The following is a 14,336-nucleotide window of genomic DNA, read 5'->3' as shown; positions in this document are numbered from 1 at the left end:
CCAGAATATTCCGGCGCGCGCGACCGCGTGGGCGGGTTCGGGCGGCTCAGTCGGCCAGCAGGCCGTTCACCTCGTCGGCGAACAACAGGGCGGCGTCGAACCCCATACCGGTGAAGTGTCCGGCCAGTTCCAGTGACAGCACGCCGTGTGTCCGCGTCCAGAACGACAGGGCGCGATGCAGGACGACGGGGTCGGAATCGGCAGGGGCCCAATGGCGATGGCGTTCCAGGTCGGCGTCGAGGGGTGTGGTCGGCTCGACCGGTGGCTGGTCGGCGAAGACCTCGACCAGGGTCGCCATGATCTCCTGGGTGATCGCGGTGGTGTCCTCGGGCGCGCGATAACCGGGGATCGGCGTGCCGTAGACGAGAAAGTAGCGGTGCGGATCGGCCAGGGCCCAATCCCTTGCGGCGGAGGCGATTCCGGCCGCGTCCGCGCCGCCGTCCCGCACCGCGCGCAGCGTATCGGCCAGACTTCGGTATGCGTCCCGAATCAGCGCGCTGATCAGCTCGTCGCGCCCGGCGAAGTAGCGATACAGCGCCGGGCCGCTCATACCCATCTGCTTGGCGATCGCGTTGAGCGACAGCGCCGACGCGCCGTCGGTGGCGATCTGCTCCCAGGCACACTGCTTGATCTCGGCCTGCATCTGCAGCCGATAGCGCTCGCGCGGACTCCGCGCGGCCGCGTCCGTCATGAATGGCCCCCTCGTCCTCGCTGCCCGCGTCCGAGGTTAGACCCTATCACTTTCTTTACAGGCGGTCGTAGATCGCGATCAAGCGGGTCAGTACCTCGACGGCCGACCGCAGCGCGGTGATGTCCTGATCGGCGAGTTCCTCCCGCAGGGCCGCCGACATCGCGGCCATCCGCTCCCGATTGCGGGCGCGTCCGGTCTCGGTGAGCGCGACCAGCACCGAGCGCTTGTCCCCGGCCCGGCGTTCCCGGGTGACATAGCCCGCCGCGACCAGACCATTGATCAGCTGAGTGGTTGCGGCCCCGGTGGTTTCGGTGCCGGCGGCCAGTTGACCGATGGTGAGCGGCCCCTGTTCGCCGAGCACCCGCAGTGCGCGAGCATGGGTGAGCGACAGCGCCTCGGGCGATCTGGTCGCGCGCCCGCGCAGCCGGGAATCGGCCGCACTGAGCCGATAGACGGTCCGGGCGAGCTCGTCCAGAGCGGCCGTGCGGGACTGTTCGGTCACCGGATATCTCCTGTCACGCAATCGAGCGGTTGACATCGAGCTTAGCCTAAGTACTTAATAGATAAGTACTTAGCATTAACTCGAAGGAGTTCCGAGATGACCGCACGCGCGACAGGCCAGAGCTGGGCCCTCGACATCGCACTGGCCCAGGGTGGATTCGACGCCCTGCACCCGCAGGCCAAGGGCACCATGGAACAGCTCGGCCACGACCACACCGATTTCGACAAGGTCTTCGAACTCGTGCGCAGCGGCGCGATGCTGCCGAAGGCCTGGGCCACCGTCGCCGCGCAGACCGAGGAGCGCGCCGCCCATCACGAACGAAACGGCTTCGCGCGCACCGCCGTCGACCTCTATACGCGGGCCGCGGTGATGTGGGGCCGGGCGCAGTACTCGATCTTCGATGCCGCCGATCCCCGCAAACGCGCCTTCCGGCAGCGCACCGACCACTGCGTGCGGCGATTGGGCGCACTGCGAGGCGGCCTGGTCCGCCGGGTGACGCTGGACTTCGAGGGCGAGCGGATCTTCGCGCTGCTGCACCTTCCGGAAGGTCCGCTGCGGGACGCACCGGCGGTGATCCTCGGACCCGGTATGGACATGATCAAGGAGGACTACCTCTACGCCGCCGAGCGCTACTACACCTCGCGGGGCATGGTCGCCCTGTCCATCGAGGGTCCCGGCCAGGGCGAGAGCCGCGCCGGAGGCCTGACCGTGGATCTCACCAATTACCAACGCGCCGTGAGCCGTTACCTCGACTATCTGAGCGAGCTGCCCGGCGTGGACCCCCGGCGGATCGGCATGTTCGGCATCAGCATGAGCGGCTACTGGGGTTCCCGGGCGGCCGCCACCGAGCCGCGACTCGCGGCGCTGGCAGCGTTCGAGGCGCCCACGGGCGACTTCCGCACGATCTTCGAACGCGCCCAACCGACCTTCAAGGCCAATTTCATGTACATGGCCGGTTACGACGACGAGGACGCGTTCGACCGGGAGTTGGTCGAACGTATGCCGCTGGGCGATCTGGTCGGCGACATCACCTGCCCGGTGCTCTACGGGATCGGCGAATTCGACGAGCTGACCCCGCTCGAGCAGGCCCTGGCCAACTACGAACTCGTCCGCGCGCCCAAGGAGATTCGCGTCTACGAGGGCGAGTTCCATCCGCTGGGCGGTGTCGCGGCCGAGGCGTTCCGTTTCGGCGCCGAATGGCTCGAGCGGGCCCTGTCCGGCGAGCTCGCCGAGCCGGGTCGCGATGTGCGCCACTACATCCATCGCGACGGTCGCACCACCGACGGCACGGCCGATCCCCAATGGTGGTCGGGCGCGGTGCCGTTCGAGATCGAGCGGTTGCGGAGCGCGCGGCGCGATTGTGCAAGGCTCGGGGTGCAGACCACCTAGACCGAGCGGAATGGAAGTACCGATGGCCGGAGCGAATTCGACGATGCAGTCCGCGGCCGGGACCAGGCTGAATCGGCGGGGGCGCGAGACCCGGCAGCGGCTGCTCGATATCGCGATCGTCTGTCTGGCCGAGGGATCCGGGGAACCGCTGTCGGCCAATCGGGTGGCCCGGGAGGCGGGGGTCAGCTGGGGGACGCTGAAGCATCAGTTCGGTGATCTCGACGGGCTGTGGGCCGCGGTGCTGGTCGAATTGACCGATCGCAGCGGCGCGAACAGCCCGGAGAGCTGGCCGGTGTTCAGCGGATCGATTCGGGATCGGGTGTGGGAGATGGTCGATGCCATCTGGACCATCCTCGGCACACCCGAGGGTCGCGCGGTCGAAACGCTGCGCGCCGGGCTGCCCAACGAGCAGGCCGAACGACTTTCGCTGTTCCCCCGGACCGCGGCGGCCATGGCCGAATACGAGAACGCGTGGCTGCGCGCCTTCGAATACTCCCTGGCCGATCTGGCCCTGGACGCGGACAAGGTGGACCGGATCCGCTGCCTGATCCCACCGGCCATACGCGGTATCAATAACGAGCGCCGCGTCACCCCCGCCGCCGATGTGGCAAGCGCGCTACAGGGATTGGTCGATGCCATCACCGCTTACCTGCGGTGACTCCCGTTCATTGAGAACCCTTGTTGACAATTGAAATGCGAAAGCCGATGGTTACCGGCGGCTTTCGCACAGTTGTCAGGAGTGATCGATGTCTCGAGATCGAGCGGAATCGGGTATGCGACTGCAGCGCAGCAGCCGCGACACCGGCACGCTGATCCCCCGCCTCACCGAGTGGCTGGCCACGCGGCTGCCCGCCGACGCCGCCCCGAATATCACCCTGCGCTCGGGTATCGACAGCAACGGCATGTCCGCGGAAACCCTCGTGCTGGACATGACCTGGACCGAGGCCGGAATCGCGCAGCGCGCCGAGCTGATCGCCCGAATGGCGCCCGCCCCGGGCGATTTCCCCATCCTCGAGCACTACAACCTGCGCGATCAGTTCGACACCATGCGCATCGTCGCCGAGTCGAGCGGGGTTCCCGTACCCCGGGTGCGATTCATCGAATCCACCGGCGATGTGCTCGGCACGCCGTTTCTGCTGATGGACCGGATCGACGGCCTGGTGCCACCGGATGTCATGCCCTACACCTTCGGCGACAACTGGCTGTTCGACGCGAGCGCCGAACAGCAGAAGCGGTTGCAGCACAGCACCATCGAGACGCTGGCCCGACTGCACGCCATCCCCGACGCGGCCACCGTATTCGCCTTCCTCGACCCGCGGCAATCCGGCGCGAATTCGCTCGAGCGCACCCTCGAGCGCGCCCGGTCCTGGTACGAGTTCGCCGCCCGCGACAGCGGCTCCTCACCGCTGGCGGAACGAATCCTGCACTGGCTCACCGCGAATCTGCCCGCGTCCCCCGGCGAGACGGTCCTGTCGTGGGGCGATGCCCGCATCGGCAACTGTATGTATCGGGATTTCACGCCCGTCGCGGTACTCGACTGGGAGCTGGCCACGATCGGCCCGCGCGAGCTCGACCTGGCCTGGCTCATCTTCGGGCACCGCGTCTTCCAGACGATCGCCGATACCTACGGCCTGCCCGGCATGCCGGATTTCCTGCGCGAAGAGGACGTGACGGCGGCCTACACCGAATACTCCGGCGTTCGGATCGGGGAGCTCACCTGGTACACGCTGTTCGCCGCGCTCAACTACTGCGTCGTATTCATGCGCTCGGGCGGGCGGCAGGTCCACTTCGGCGAGATGGAACGGCCCGACAATATCGAGCTGGTGTTCCATCACAAGCCGCTCGTCGAACAGCTGCTGGCCGAAATCGGCGCCTGACAATCCGAACCTATTCAGGGAGCACCACTCGCGTGATCGAACAACTCAACGAACTGGCCTATTACTGCGTCACCAGGCACCCCGCCGATGCCCGGGTCCTGTTCCCCGAGGCGCGCACCGCCGAGGAGATCGGCCTGGGTTCGTGCATGATCGGCGAACGCATGACCGTCAAGGACACCGCCGTACTGTCGGGCGGATTGGCCGGGTGCACAACCGATCTGGGCATCGCCGCGGCGGCCACCAATCACCACACCCGCCATCCCATGGTCACCGCGACCATCGGTTCGACCATGCAGGCCATAACCGAGGGCCGCTACGCGATGGCGTTCGGTCGCGGGATGGCGGCGAATTGGAAGGCGATCGGCCTGCCCGCGGTCACCGCGGCCCAGCTGCGCGACTTCGTCGGCATCCTGCGCCGACTCTGGGCGGGTGAGACGATCATCGATCACGACGGGCCCGCCGGGTCGTGGCCCGTGCTCTACCACCAGAACGGTCTCGAGGATTCGCCGCCGATCGGGTTCGTCGCCGTGGGTCCGAAAACGCTCGAACTCGCCGGGGAGATCGGTGATTTCGTCGTTCTGCACACCTTCTTCTCCGATGAGGCGACCACCAAATCCGTCGCGGCGGTGCGTCGGGGGGCGGAACGGGCCGGTAAGGATCCCGACAGCGTCCGCATCTGGTCGTGCCTGGCGACCGCGAGCGACGCGCTCTCCGAGGAGGATCGGCTGCGCCGCCGGACCGGCCGCCTGGTGACCTATCTGCAGGCTTACGCCGATGTGCTCATCGCCGCCAACGGCTGGGATCCTCAGGTCTGGGAGCGCATTCGCGGCACCCGGCTCTACCTCGACGCCGCGGCCGCCGGACCCATCGACGCCTCCGCCTCGGTCGAGGTGCTCGAGCAGTTCGACGCCCTCATCCCCGACGAATGGCTCAGCTCGGCCGCCTACGGCACGCCGCGGCAGTGCGTGAAGAAGATCTCGCGCGAATTCGATCTGGGCTGCCATTCGGTGATCATGCACGGCGCGAGCCCACACGAGCTGGCCTCGGTGGTCAGCGCCTACCGGGCCGAGCGGCCCGCGCTGCGCCGGGCGGTGGCGGCCAATCCGGGGAAGTTCCTGTGACTAGCGGCGACGCGGGCGCGGCATGGCGAATACGCTTGTCCCAGTGCGGTATCGGTGAGGGCCGCGGCGTCGAGTTCACGCGGGGTCACCGTCCCCTGCCTCAGTGGGCCCGGTCGGTGCACGAGCGGGCGAGATGGACCAAAATCTCGTCGGCTCGGGCTGGTATATCGACTGCGGCGAGTGCGTCGATGCCCTCGTCCACTCGCTGCTCGATCAGCCGCTCGGCGCGCTGTCGCGTGCCGGACTCCTCGACGATCTGCGCGTAGCGCGCCACAGCGGCGTCGTCGAGGTCCGTCGCGGTGTCCAGCCGCCGCAGTTCCCGCCGGGCCGCGCCGTCGGCGTGGTCGCGGGCGAGTACCAGCACCGCGGTCGCCTTGCGCGCCCGGATATCGTCGCCGATCGGCTTTCCGGTCTCCCCCGGATCACCGAACACTCCCAGTAGATCGTCACGTAGTTGAAAGGCCTCCCCGATCGCCGAGCCGTAGCGGCCGAGGGCCGTCAGCACGGTCGGCGCGGCCCCGGCCAGTTCCGCACCCAACTCCAGCGGCCTGCGGACGGTGTAGTTACCCGATTTGGCCCGGGCCACGGCGAGTACATCGGGCAGTGTCGGCCGCCGACGCGCCTCGTTCACCACATCGCGGAACTGTCCCACGGCGAGCTCGCTACGCAGCAGGTCGTAGCGCCGCAGCGCCCGCGCCAGCGGCTGCGCGGCCACGCCGCTCTCGCGCAGCAGCTGCTCCGCCCAGACCAGGCACAGATCCGACGCCAGTACCGCGGCGGATTCGCCGAACCGCTGCGAGGATCCGGAAAGCCCTTGCCGCCCATGCCATTCGGCGAAGGTCACATGCGCCGCGGGCGCACCCCGGCGGCGCGGGGACTGGTCCATCACATCGTCTTGGATCAGCGCGAAGCAGTGCAGCAGCTCGACACTGCCCGCGGCTCGAATCGCGGCCGGGCACTCCGCTTGCGCGGTCAGCCAGCCCGCCACCTGGAAGGCCGAGCGCAAATACTTTCCCCCACAGGCGAAATCGGTGATCACCCGCCCCAGCACCGCGGTCTCCGGGGTCTCGAGATACTCACGGCATCGGTCCCCGACGAAATCCCGCACGACCACCGCCACCTCGGCGCGCACCCGAGACTGCCAGCGCGACGGATGCTCCACCGCGACCGTCGTCACATCGCCTCGCATATCGATACCTCTCGCCCAAATGGTTCGCACCGCACGGGATTACGACTACAGACGGCTCATCGCGGAATCGAACCGTCCAGCAGGTAGTACAGCTGGACCAGCGGGTCATGGATCACCCGGAACAGCATCTCGAACGTCTCACGCATATCGATCACCTCCATCAGGGCTCATCGGGCCGTAGGCCAAGACTACCCAACAGTCGATGCATAAACGATGCAGTCGTTCATGCATCTGCCGCCGAGCTTCGCCTTCGACGTCCCCAACTATTTCAGTTACTTAACGTTCAGGCAACCTCGGATCGCATCACTGACGCATCGCTAGCGATTCCCCTGGAGTACCCCTACCGCGCCGCGCCCGTTGCGCAGCATCTCCTCCGCGAGACCGCGCTCGTCGCGAAGGTCGGAGCGGACGGCCGGAATCGAAACGTCACCACCGCGCTGTTCGTAGGGAGTCATCTTCCCGATCTCCACGGATCGGCGATAGCGTGCGTCCGAGTGGCGCTCGTCGCCCGCGTGGAGCAGACGGGCGAATGTTCGGCTGATTCGGATCTGGCTCTCGGAATCGGCGTCGAACAGACTCGTCTCCGGGAAATGGACCGCACCCGGCATCGGCAGCACAACCGCCGCGGCGACGGCGACCAGGGCGAGAAGATAACGGCCGCGACGCAGTAGCGCGGTCATCAATGCCTCCTCGGGTAGGAAACGTTCCGGAGCGTACCACCGCATTTTGCGCATCCGGGTTTATCAGGCAAATAGCAGGCTATCGTGTTCAATGCAACATCCGTCGGTTTCGAGTCGTCTCGAAGGAGGAAGGATGGAGTGGCTACTGGGTCTGCTCGGTGGTGTGGTCGGAGGTGGGATCGGAGGGGCGAACAGCCCGATGGGTCCGCTCGTCTCCGGCGGAGCGGGAGCGATCGGTGGGGGTATCACGGGGGCGATAATTCAGGCCGCGACCGGTAGCGGACTGGATTTCGGCCAGATCCTGGCACAGGTCGGGGGCGGCGGCGTGGTCGGCGCGTTGCTCGCGGCGATCGTCGGATTCGCCACCAAGCCGAAGACCGGCGACATTCGCTGATTCACCGATTCCGTGAGGAGGCATGCGATGAGATTGTGGATGAAATCGGTGTCCGCCGCCGGCTTCGCCGCCGCGCTGGGCGCCGGTCTGCTGCTGAGTCCCCCGGCCACGGCACAGCCCGCCGATGCCGACAACGCGATCAGCTCGCATTATCAGGACAAGGGCGGCGCGTCCTCGCCGCTCGGTGAAAAGGTCGGCGCGGTATACGCATTCGGCCCCGACGGCGCCGCACAGGATTATCGCGGCGGCAAGATCGTCTACTCGTCGGATACGGGTGCGAAGGTAATGTACGGGGCCATTCTCGACAAATATCTGGCCCTGGGCGGCGCGAACAATCTGGGCTATCCGAAGAACGACGAGTCGGACGCGCCGGTCGCCGGTACGGCCCGCTTCAGCGAGTTTTCCGCGCCGGACGGAGCGACCATCGAGTGGAGCCCGCAGAACGGCGCGTGGCTGGTGCGCGGCCCGATCCGAACCGCCTGGTCGCATCTGCACGCCACCGACGGCGTGCTCGGCGCGCCGATGACCGATACCACGGTCGCCGACGGCGTCTACAGCCAGACCTTCAGCGGTCAGAACGGCACACCGGTCCAGATGCGCTGGAGCCGCGAGAGCGGTTTCGCCACTGTCCCACCGGATATCGCCGGTCAGCTGAGCGGTCTGGACGTCTCGGCTCCCGGCCCCGCGCCGGGTGCGGCCGCCGACGCGGGCACGGCCGCCGCGGCGACCAACAATGATCACCGGTGGTGGGGTAGGGATTCCAACGCGAAGTGGTGGGCGCTGCCCATCGGCCTGGTCATCGCCGCCCTCGCGGGCGCAGTGGCGGCCATGGTCTCGCGTAGCGGATCCGACAGCTCGCACGGATCCCGCTCCACGGGTATGCCCGCGACCGCGGGCGGCCCGCGGACCGGGCACCTCGGCGGCGCACACCGCTGGCGTCCCGGCACCAATCACTGATCCGTTTCCTGCGGCCGGGCCCGCCACGTGGTGGGCCCGGCCGTTCATTTGTGTGGCCCGCCTCACAAACTATTGAATCTCCACCCCGCTGGAGCTTTTAGCGTTCTCGTGTTGATCGCTTCTGGGAAGGGAAGATTCGTGGCAACCACACAGGAAGAAATCGTCGCGGGCATCGCGGAGATCGTCGAGGAGGTGACCGGCATCGACGCCTCGGAGGTGGTGGCCGAGAAATCCTTCGTCGAGGATCTGGACATCGACTCGCTGTCACTGGTGGAAATCGTCGTACGGCTCGAGGACACCTATCACGTCAAGGTCCCCGACGAGGATCTGGCGCAGCTGCGGACCGTGGGCGACGCGGTCGTCTACGTGCAGAAAATGGAGGCGAAATTGGTGGAGGACCAAGCGAATTGACCCCGTAGTTCGTTCTCGGTGGCCGATTCCAGCTCCGGCCCCTCGGCGCGGCCGCCGTTGGGGGTTCGCACCGATCGACCCGGACAGCTACCTGGACGCGTTCACCCCCTGAGGGTTTCGCGCAGTGCCTGCGACCACGGCAGCCAGCGCGGATCCGGACCGCCGGTGTCGTCGCCGATCATATTGGTGCATGTATAGCCCACGGCGACACCGGATTCCGGATGCGCGAAGCCGATGCGCCCGCCGGATCCGACCTGACCGAACGCCCCCGGGCCGAGCAGCTGTGCGGGTCGGGTGAGTTCATATCCGTGCGCGAAATAGTTGCCGCGCGGCATCACATCCAGTGGGGCCGGGTGGCCCAGTCCCTCGGTCTGCGGCTGTCGTGCCCGATCGACGGCCGCCGGAGTGAGCAACCGGATGCCGTCGACCGTGCCGATCACCGCCGCGAACATGCGCGCGACCGACCGCGCATTGCCGATTCCGTTGCCGGACGGGATCTCCGCGGCATGTCCGTCCCGGGTATTGAGCAGCGCCAGGCCCTCGTCGCGGGCCGCGACCGTGGCCAGTGTCGCGCGCACCAGGCGGGCGCCGACATCGACGCCCATCCGGGTGAGCATCGCCTCGACCTCGGCGGCGTCGGGCATGTGCCGGCGGGTGAACTGCGGTAGGACCCGATATTCCTCGGCCTCGGGCAGGCCGATCCACAGGCTCAGTCCGAGCGGTTCGGCGACCTCGGCGGCGAGGAACTCACCGACGCTTTTGCCGCTGATCCGACGGATCAGCTCACCGGCGAGGTAGCCCCAGGTAAGGGAGTGGTAATAGAACGCGGTCCCCGGCCGCCACAGCGGAGTCATCGCCGCCAGCGCCGAGGCGCACCTCGTCCAATCCTTCAATTCCCATGCGCCGATACCCGTTTCGGCGTCGAATCCCGACAACCCGGCCTGATGCGAGAGCAACTGGGCGACCGTGATGTCGGCTTTACCCTCGGCGGCGAACTCCGGCCAGTACTCCCGCACGGGCGCGGTGAGATCGAGCAGGCCGCGATCGACCAGGATGTGCGCACAGGTCGCGGTGATCCCCTTCGACACCGACATCAGCACCGACGTCGACTCCGGGTCCGCCCCGGTCGACAGGTCCACCACCACGCGCCCCCGGCGATATACGCACAGCTGGGCCGCGCCCTCGTCGCCGTCGTGCGCCCGCGCGAAACCCTCTCGCACCGACTCGAATCCGCGCTCGACGAACCCTTCCACCAACCCCACCACTCCTCCTGAACCAGATGCCGTACCGAACACTATTCGATCGCCGCCGCGCGCAAATCATCCGGCCCCGAGGTCACCCCTACCGACGGCTCCCCTAGCGAGCGACCGAATACGCTGCGCCCCAACTACTCTGAGTGCCAAGCACATTGCCGAAACAGAGTGGGGATCATCCATGCGGAAAAGGTTCGCCGTCGCGCTGTCGGCGGTCATCGGCGGCACCCTGCTGTCGATGGCGACACCGGCGCACTCGACACCGACCGGAGGCGTCCACCTGGAGTGCTCCGGGCACTTCGACGTCAGCTTCTCCCCCGCCCTCACCACCGTCGCCAAGCCCACCACCATCACCGAGACCGATCACTACGATGCCTGTTCCACCGGGGCCAGCGCCGGAGAGATCACCCGAAGCTTCACCATCACCGTCTCGTGCGCCGACTGGGCGACGACCAAGCCGCCCGGCACCGAGGTCATTCGCTGGATCGGCGGCATCGGCGAGCGCTCGAGCACCGTGCATTACAGCAGCGCCGCACCCACCGACCAGGGCGCGTCCTATCGCGGCGAGGTCCTCGCCGGACGCTTCCGAGGCGACAACTCACAAAAACAATTCACCCCCACCGCATTCGCCCCGCCCGCCGCGGCGAAGTGCGAGCCCGGTAGCGCGGTACGCGCCGCCGCGGGCGGTATCCGTCTGCTGCTCACCGATGCGGAGCGGTAAAGGATTGCTCGCACCGGCTTAACATGAGCGCATTCGCGGATGTGAAAATCACCACCACTTATATTGCTGGCCAGTAAATTTCGGCGAGGTTCACCCGCGAACTCGTTCCCGCCCGTTCACCCGCAAGACATCCGAACGACATCGAGAGTTCGTCTTCACAACCGGCCGAGGCTATTGTTCTGTTCGAAAATAATGGCCTCGGCCTGCCGGTTCTCGCAGATCCGACGCTCGCGACCCACGAGGGTGACGGCGACTCGGCGATGAATCCGAATATCGCGGTCCCCGCACTTCAATCGGTTGACGTGATTTATTCGTTACCTCTAACGTCCGCTCCTGTCGTAGCCGGAGCGTCCGTCGAGTCGAATCCGGCACGAGCTCGCACCATGAGGAGTTCACCATGCCGCTGCCGATTCCCACCTCCGCCCAACTTCCGGCCCCGAATGCCGACATCTGGGACTGGCAGATACGCGGCGCCTGCCGCGGCCTGGACTCGTCGTTGTTCTTCTACCCCGACGGCGAACGCGGTCGCGCCCGCACCGCCCGCGAGAATCGCGCCAAACAGATCTGCCACACCTGCCCGGTACTCGCCCAGTGCCGCACCTACGCCCTGCGCGTGCGCGAACCCTACGGGGTCTGGGGTGCGATGACCGAGGCCGAGCGGGAGAAATACACTCGCCGTCGTCGGGCCGCAGCCTGAGCGAAGACCGAAACCCGTTGCCTTCCATCAGCACTCACAATCCCGTCACCACGGTGGACTGCCTGTTGACCGCAGCGGTGACCCGCGCCGCGAACGCGGTCGTGGTCACCCTCGCCGGTGAGCTCGATCTGGTATCGGCCCCGCGCCTGCGCACCGCGCTGGACGAGGCCCTCGCCGATCCGGCGGCCGTGCTCGTGGTCGACCTGACCGCGGTCACCTTCTTCGGGCTGATCGGTTCGGCGCTGCTGCTGGACACCGTGCACGCCCGCGCCCCGCGTCCGGTCCGAATACTCGCGCCGCCCCGGGTGCGCCGTCCCCTCGAGGCCGTCGGCCTCGATCACCTGCTCACCCTCAGCCCGGATCTGGTCAGCGCCATATCGACCGCGGGCTGAACGACCCGGGGCCGGGCCCGCCCGTCTGTGTCGCGACGGACGGGTCCGGTCGGGTCACGAGAACCGTCTGCGGGGGTTCTCGCTACCTTCGCACCGCCGCCGGGCGGTCCCGCGCGGGTGCCGTGGCGATGGAAGGGGCTTGTGCCGGTCGGCTACTTCGTGCCGGACAGACCGCCGCTGAGCGACGAGCCGGAGGCCGAACCCGTCTCGGTGGCAACGGCTTCCGCGCCGGTGGGCTTGGGGGCCGAGGCGCTGCCGGACAGCAGCTGGCCGAGCAGCAGCGGCAGGCCGGGGGCCGAGCCGGTGCTCACCGGCGGCTGGGCCGGCTCGGCCGAGGCGATGCCGGTCGCGCCCAGCGCCAGACCCGACGCCGTCAGGACGGCGGCGGTGAACATACCGAACTTGTTCATGTATCTCCCTCTTTCGTTGGATCGGCTACGCGTCGTAACCGATTGCGGCGCTACGTACCTGTTCGACGTAGACGGTGGAGTGGTTGTAGGCGAACACCGCCTGCCGCCAGCCGTGCGCGGTGGCCAGATCGCCTCCGGCGGCGCACAAATAGCGGCCCGCGGTGAGCGCGGCGTCATCGATATCGTCCGGATTGCCCCGCATACCCCAGCGCTGCCAGGTGTCGGGGATGAACTGGAACGGTCCCATCGCGCGCGCGTACCCGGTGCGGCCGGGGTCGAGGATCAACGCATTGCCGCCGGCGCCGTTGAGCGCGACACCGCGAATCGGCGGCCGCACAACGCCATCCGCGGCGATGGACGCGCCGCCGAATCGGCCGTGATCGCTTTCCACCCGCGCGATTCCGGCCAGCGTGGTCCACCCGAGGTGACATGAGGGCTGGGCCTTCGCCATGACCACCGTCGCCTGGCCGTACGCCTGCAACGCACGCGCCGGGATGCCGTATCCGACGGAACGCACCCGAGCCCACTCGCCCAGCGGATCCAGTGCGCGGTCGACGGCGTCGAGCCGGACCGCGGGCAGATCGCCGGGACCCGGCGGTGCGGGCTCGGCGACTCGATGCGCCGCCCCACCGCATCCGACGAGCGCCGGAATCGCCAGGGCCACAATGATTGTGCGACGCATCCCTATCGACATGGGCGGGACCGGGTCGTCGTGGCGGTCGGCTTCGCGGTCGTGGTCGACGGCGGTGCGCTCTTGGTGGGCGCACGCGTGACGGTGGGCCCGACCGTGGCGGTTGCCGTCGCCTTCTTCGGCGTCGTCACCGCCGCCTCGCAGTGGGGCGTGGTCGAGACCCGCGGTGTGGACCGCGACGGCGTCGCTGTCGTGGCGCTCGGGCGAGACGTCGTCGACTGCGCGGGCGGTCCGGTGGTCGTCGCGCCGGGCGCGGGGACGATCACGGTGACCGTGGTGACGCCCGGATCGGGCATCGGATTCACCTCGGGCCGCGCGGTGAGCTGCGCCGAAAAGCTCGCGCTCGCACTGACACTCATGCTCATCGAGAAGCTCGGCCGCGATATCGCGGTCTCCGGCGTCGCACTCGGCGCGCTGGTGGTGGTGGTGTCGGTCGCCGGAATCGGGTCGGCGGGAATGTCCCCGCTCGCCGGAACCGCGTCATCGGCACTGTCACCGACCGGAACCGGCTCACCGGCGTCCATCGGAACCGGGATATCGCGCGGCGTCTCCGGCTCACCGGCCCGGAGCTGATCGATATCGGCGGAAAGCTGTGCCACGCTTTGCGATTCGTATCCTTCCGACGCGGCGCGTATCCGGTCGGTCCGATCGCCGCGTCCCGATTCGGCGACGACGACCGCGATCACCAGGGCGAGCACCGCCGCGGTGGCCCCCGCGTGCGGCAGATACCGCAGTACCGACGCCTTCCCGGCGGCACGGTCGACCCCGTTGTTCTCGAGCGGTTCCACCAACTGCTGCTTTCTATCCCCCATGGGCCGCGACGGTCTCGTGAACCCCTCGCGACCCACTCATCGGACCTGGTCGGCGCAGCCCCGAGCAGTACGGCCGGTGGGCCGTTCCTCGGGTCGTCGCTGCGAGCAAGACTGTGCAGCACGCCCGACCGCCCCGCAACTCCACCCGA

General features: G+C 67.9%; 18 protein-coding genes. 11 read left to right on the top strand and 7 right to left on the bottom strand.

The annotated features are described in order from the left end of the window. Positions 1 to 46 precede the first annotated feature (46 nt). Together NP4_RS32220 and NP4_RS32215 are read right to left on the bottom strand one after the other, a co-directional pair. Positions 47 to 691 (bottom strand): TetR/AcrR family transcriptional regulator, encoded by a 645-nt coding sequence (locus tag NP4_RS32220; RefSeq protein ID WP_068006004.1) that lies wholly within the window; start codon positions 689 to 691, stop codon positions 47 to 49. Between the two features lie 55 nt (positions 692 to 746). Then, positions 747 to 1,193 carry a MarR family winged helix-turn-helix transcriptional regulator gene (locus NP4_RS32215; protein WP_068006003.1) on the bottom strand — a complete coding sequence of 149 codons (447 nt, stop codon included), beginning with the start codon at positions 1,191 to 1,193 and terminating at the stop codon, positions 747 to 749. A gap of 96 nt (positions 1,194 to 1,289) precedes the next feature. On the opposite strand from NP4_RS32215, the gene NP4_RS32210 reads away from it, so the two are divergent. The 4 genes from NP4_RS32210 to NP4_RS32195 all read left to right on the top strand — a co-directional run bounded on the left by NP4_RS32210 (position 1,290) and on the right by NP4_RS32195 (position 5,580). Next, positions 1,290 to 2,582: an alpha/beta hydrolase gene (locus tag NP4_RS32210; RefSeq protein ID WP_068006002.1), complete on the top strand. Its 1,293-nt coding sequence runs from the start codon at positions 1,290 to 1,292 to the stop codon at positions 2,580 to 2,582. A 22-nt stretch (positions 2,583 to 2,604) separates the two neighbouring features. Continuing rightward, positions 2,605 to 3,240: a TetR/AcrR family transcriptional regulator gene (locus NP4_RS32205; RefSeq protein WP_082876415.1), complete on the top strand. Its 636-nt coding sequence runs from the start codon at positions 2,605 to 2,607 to the stop codon at positions 3,238 to 3,240. An 88-nt stretch (positions 3,241 to 3,328) separates the two neighbouring features. Beyond that, a complete protein-coding gene (locus NP4_RS32200; RefSeq protein ID WP_068006001.1) occupies positions 3,329 to 4,459 on the top strand; it encodes a phosphotransferase family protein in 1,131 nt (376 codons plus the stop codon). A 35-nt stretch (positions 4,460 to 4,494) separates the two neighbouring features. Next, complete coding sequence (locus NP4_RS32195; RefSeq protein ID WP_068006074.1) at positions 4,495 to 5,580, top strand: TIGR03857 family LLM class F420-dependent oxidoreductase; 1,086 nt, start codon at positions 4,495 to 4,497, stop codon at positions 5,578 to 5,580. Between the two features lie 100 nt (positions 5,581 to 5,680). On the opposite strand, the gene NP4_RS32190 is transcribed toward NP4_RS32195, so the two are convergent. Further along, positions 5,681 to 6,769, bottom strand: a complete 1,089-nt coding sequence (locus NP4_RS32190; protein ID WP_068006000.1) for a polyprenyl synthetase family protein — start codon at positions 6,767 to 6,769, stop codon at positions 5,681 to 5,683. Between the two features lie 317 nt (positions 6,770 to 7,086). Further along, a complete protein-coding gene (locus NP4_RS32185) occupies positions 7,087 to 7,449 on the bottom strand; it encodes a hypothetical protein (protein WP_147288046.1) in 363 nt (120 codons plus the stop codon). A gap of 133 nt (positions 7,450 to 7,582) precedes the next feature. Between NP4_RS32185 and NP4_RS32180 the strand changes: the two genes are divergently transcribed. The 3 genes from NP4_RS32180 (at position 7,583) to NP4_RS32170 (ending at position 9,211) form a co-directional block, all read left to right on the top strand. Then, positions 7,583 to 7,843 carry a hypothetical protein gene (locus NP4_RS32180; protein WP_062506546.1) on the top strand — a complete coding sequence of 87 codons (261 nt, stop codon included), beginning with the start codon at positions 7,583 to 7,585 and terminating at the stop codon, positions 7,841 to 7,843. Between the two features lie 27 nt (positions 7,844 to 7,870). Continuing rightward, positions 7,871 to 8,800 carry an LGFP repeat-containing protein gene (locus NP4_RS32175; RefSeq protein WP_082876414.1) on the top strand — a complete coding sequence of 310 codons (930 nt, stop codon included), beginning with the start codon at positions 7,871 to 7,873 and terminating at the stop codon, positions 8,798 to 8,800. A 138-nt stretch (positions 8,801 to 8,938) separates the two neighbouring features. Next, entirely contained in the window at positions 8,939 to 9,211 is a 273-nt protein-coding gene (locus NP4_RS32170) for an acyl carrier protein (protein ID WP_068005995.1), read from the top strand. 101 nt (positions 9,212 to 9,312) lie between these two features. Here NP4_RS32170 and NP4_RS32165 read toward each other — a convergent pair whose 3' ends face one another. Continuing rightward, positions 9,313 to 10,473 carry a serine hydrolase domain-containing protein gene (locus tag NP4_RS32165; protein ID WP_211335935.1) on the bottom strand — a complete coding sequence of 387 codons (1,161 nt, stop codon included), beginning with the start codon at positions 10,471 to 10,473 and terminating at the stop codon, positions 9,313 to 9,315. 172 nt (positions 10,474 to 10,645) lie between these two features. Between NP4_RS32165 and NP4_RS32160 the strand changes: the two genes are divergently transcribed. From NP4_RS32160 to NP4_RS32150, 3 genes are all read left to right on the top strand, one after another. Then, positions 10,646 to 11,185, top strand: a complete 540-nt coding sequence (locus NP4_RS32160; RefSeq protein ID WP_068005992.1) for a hypothetical protein — start codon at positions 10,646 to 10,648, stop codon at positions 11,183 to 11,185. Positions 11,186 to 11,582: 397 nt separating this feature from the next. After that, the gene (locus NP4_RS32155; protein WP_082876413.1) at positions 11,583 to 11,882 is read left to right on the top strand and encodes a WhiB family transcriptional regulator; all 300 of its coding nucleotides are present in this window, start codon (positions 11,583 to 11,585) and stop codon (positions 11,880 to 11,882) included. Positions 11,883 to 11,947: 65 nt separating this feature from the next. Next, positions 11,948 to 12,274 carry an STAS domain-containing protein gene (locus NP4_RS32150; RefSeq protein ID WP_218023996.1) on the top strand — a complete coding sequence of 109 codons (327 nt, stop codon included), beginning with the start codon at positions 11,948 to 11,950 and terminating at the stop codon, positions 12,272 to 12,274. Positions 12,275 to 12,426: 152 nt separating this feature from the next. Here the strand turns inward: NP4_RS32150 and NP4_RS32145 are convergent, their stop codons facing one another. Together NP4_RS32145 and NP4_RS32140 are read right to left on the bottom strand one after the other, a co-directional pair. Next, entirely contained in the window at positions 12,427 to 12,684 is a 258-nt protein-coding gene (locus NP4_RS32145) for a hypothetical protein (RefSeq protein WP_068005984.1), read from the bottom strand. A 25-nt stretch (positions 12,685 to 12,709) separates the two neighbouring features. Beyond that, positions 12,710 to 13,366 carry a lytic transglycosylase domain-containing protein gene (locus NP4_RS32140; protein WP_068005970.1) on the bottom strand — a complete coding sequence of 219 codons (657 nt, stop codon included), beginning with the start codon at positions 13,364 to 13,366 and terminating at the stop codon, positions 12,710 to 12,712. Between the two features lie 30 nt (positions 13,367 to 13,396). Here NP4_RS32140 and NP4_RS32135 point away from each other — a divergent pair, with 30 nt between their 5' ends. Further along, positions 13,397 to 13,948 (top strand): hypothetical protein, encoded by a 552-nt coding sequence (locus NP4_RS32135; RefSeq protein WP_068005962.1) that lies wholly within the window; start codon positions 13,397 to 13,399, stop codon positions 13,946 to 13,948. Positions 13,949 to 14,336 lie beyond the last annotated feature (388 nt).

The organism is Nocardia pseudobrasiliensis NBRC 108224 (assembly GCF_001613105.1).
Classification (GTDB): domain Bacteria; phylum Actinomycetota; class Actinomycetes; order Mycobacteriales; family Mycobacteriaceae; genus Nocardia; species Nocardia pseudobrasiliensis.
This window is presented reverse-complemented; position numbering and strand designations above follow the sequence as displayed.